The organism is Oleiphilus sp. HI0132 (genome assembly GCF_001635845.1).
This window is the reverse complement of the sequence record NZ_LWGJ01001519.1, coordinates 1-1382: the sequence shown is the minus strand read 5'-3', so window position 1 is coordinate 1382 and position 1382 is coordinate 1. Positions and strand designations below refer to the sequence as shown.

The following is a 1382-nucleotide window of genomic DNA, read 5'->3' as shown; positions in this document are numbered from 1 at the left end:
GAAGTACTGCGTAAGAAGGATGTAAAAGGAGTTCAAGGCTACCTTTTTGCAAAACCGATGAATCAGTCAGACTTCATCAATTGGGTTAAGGCAGCCTAGTTTATAAAAGCCTCTATAGAGATTAAATTTCAGCGGCCAAACGGGAACCTTGGTCAATGGCTCGTTTTGCATCCAGCTCAGCTGCGAGGTCTGCACCACCGATAACATGAACCTTCATCCCTTTACCCTCAGCACCCGCTTCCAACAAAGCATCTGCCAACTTACGATTTGAGTCCTGTCCTGCACACAAAATCACGTTATCTACCTCTAAAGTGCGGGACTTACCGTTCACTGTGATGTGCAAGCCTTCGTCATCAATCTGATCATACTGACAACCAGGAATCATGGTGACATGCTTTTGCTTAAGCACAGCTCGATGAACCCAACCAGAAGTCTTGCCTAGATTCTTACCTAGAGCACTCTCTTTTCTTTGTAGCAGGAACACCTCACGCTCTGGGGCAGAGACCTGAGGATCAATTAGGCCTGCACGATTGTTCAGCTGCGTATCAACCCCCCACTCTTTATACCACTGCTGCTTTTCGGCCTCTGGCGTTTCTCCGTGCTTATGAACTAGGAACTCACCAACATCAAAACCAATACCGCCTGCACCAATTATGGCTACTTTCTCACCAACAGGCTTTTTATCACGCAAAACATCCAGATAACTCATAACCTTTTGATGTTCAACACCAGGAATTGGAGGCGTTCGAGGAGAAATACCCGTGGCGACAATCACCTCATCAAACCCCTCTTTGATGAGGTCTTCGGCTTCAACCCAAGTATTCAAACGAAGGTCAACGCCATACTTTTCAATCATCTTACCGAAGTAGCGCATGGTCTCATTAAAGTCATCTTTGCCCGGCACTTGCTTGGCAATGTTAAACTGCCCGCCAATCTTGTCGCTTGCATCAAACAAACTCACCTGATGACCCCGCTCAGCCAATACCGTTGAAGCAGACATGCCTGCTGGCCCCGCACCGATAACCGCAACTCGCTTCTTGTCCTGAGTCGGCAAATATTTCAACTCAGTTTCATGACAAGCTCGAGGATTCACCAAGCACGACGCCCTTTTCATCTGAAAAGTGTGATCCAAACATGCCTGATTACATGCAATACAAGTATTGATTTCATCGCCTTTGCCCGCCTCGGCTTTCGATACGAAGAAAGGGTCAGCCAGTAAAGGGCGTGCCATAGAGACTAAATCTGCCTCACCCTTTTCGATAATATCTTCTGCAATCTCAGGCGTATTAATTCTGTTACTAGCACACACAGGAATTAAAACTGGCTTACGAAGCTTTTCTGTCGCAAAACTAAATGCAGCACGCGGCACAGAGGTAACAATT

General features: G+C 46.6%; 1 protein-coding gene. It reads right to left on the bottom strand.

The annotated features are described in order from the left end of the window. Positions 1–121 precede the first annotated feature (121 nt). On the bottom strand, positions 122–1382 hold a 1261-nt coding region (locus A3766_RS23490; protein WP_156509074.1), incomplete at its 5' end, for an FAD-dependent oxidoreductase.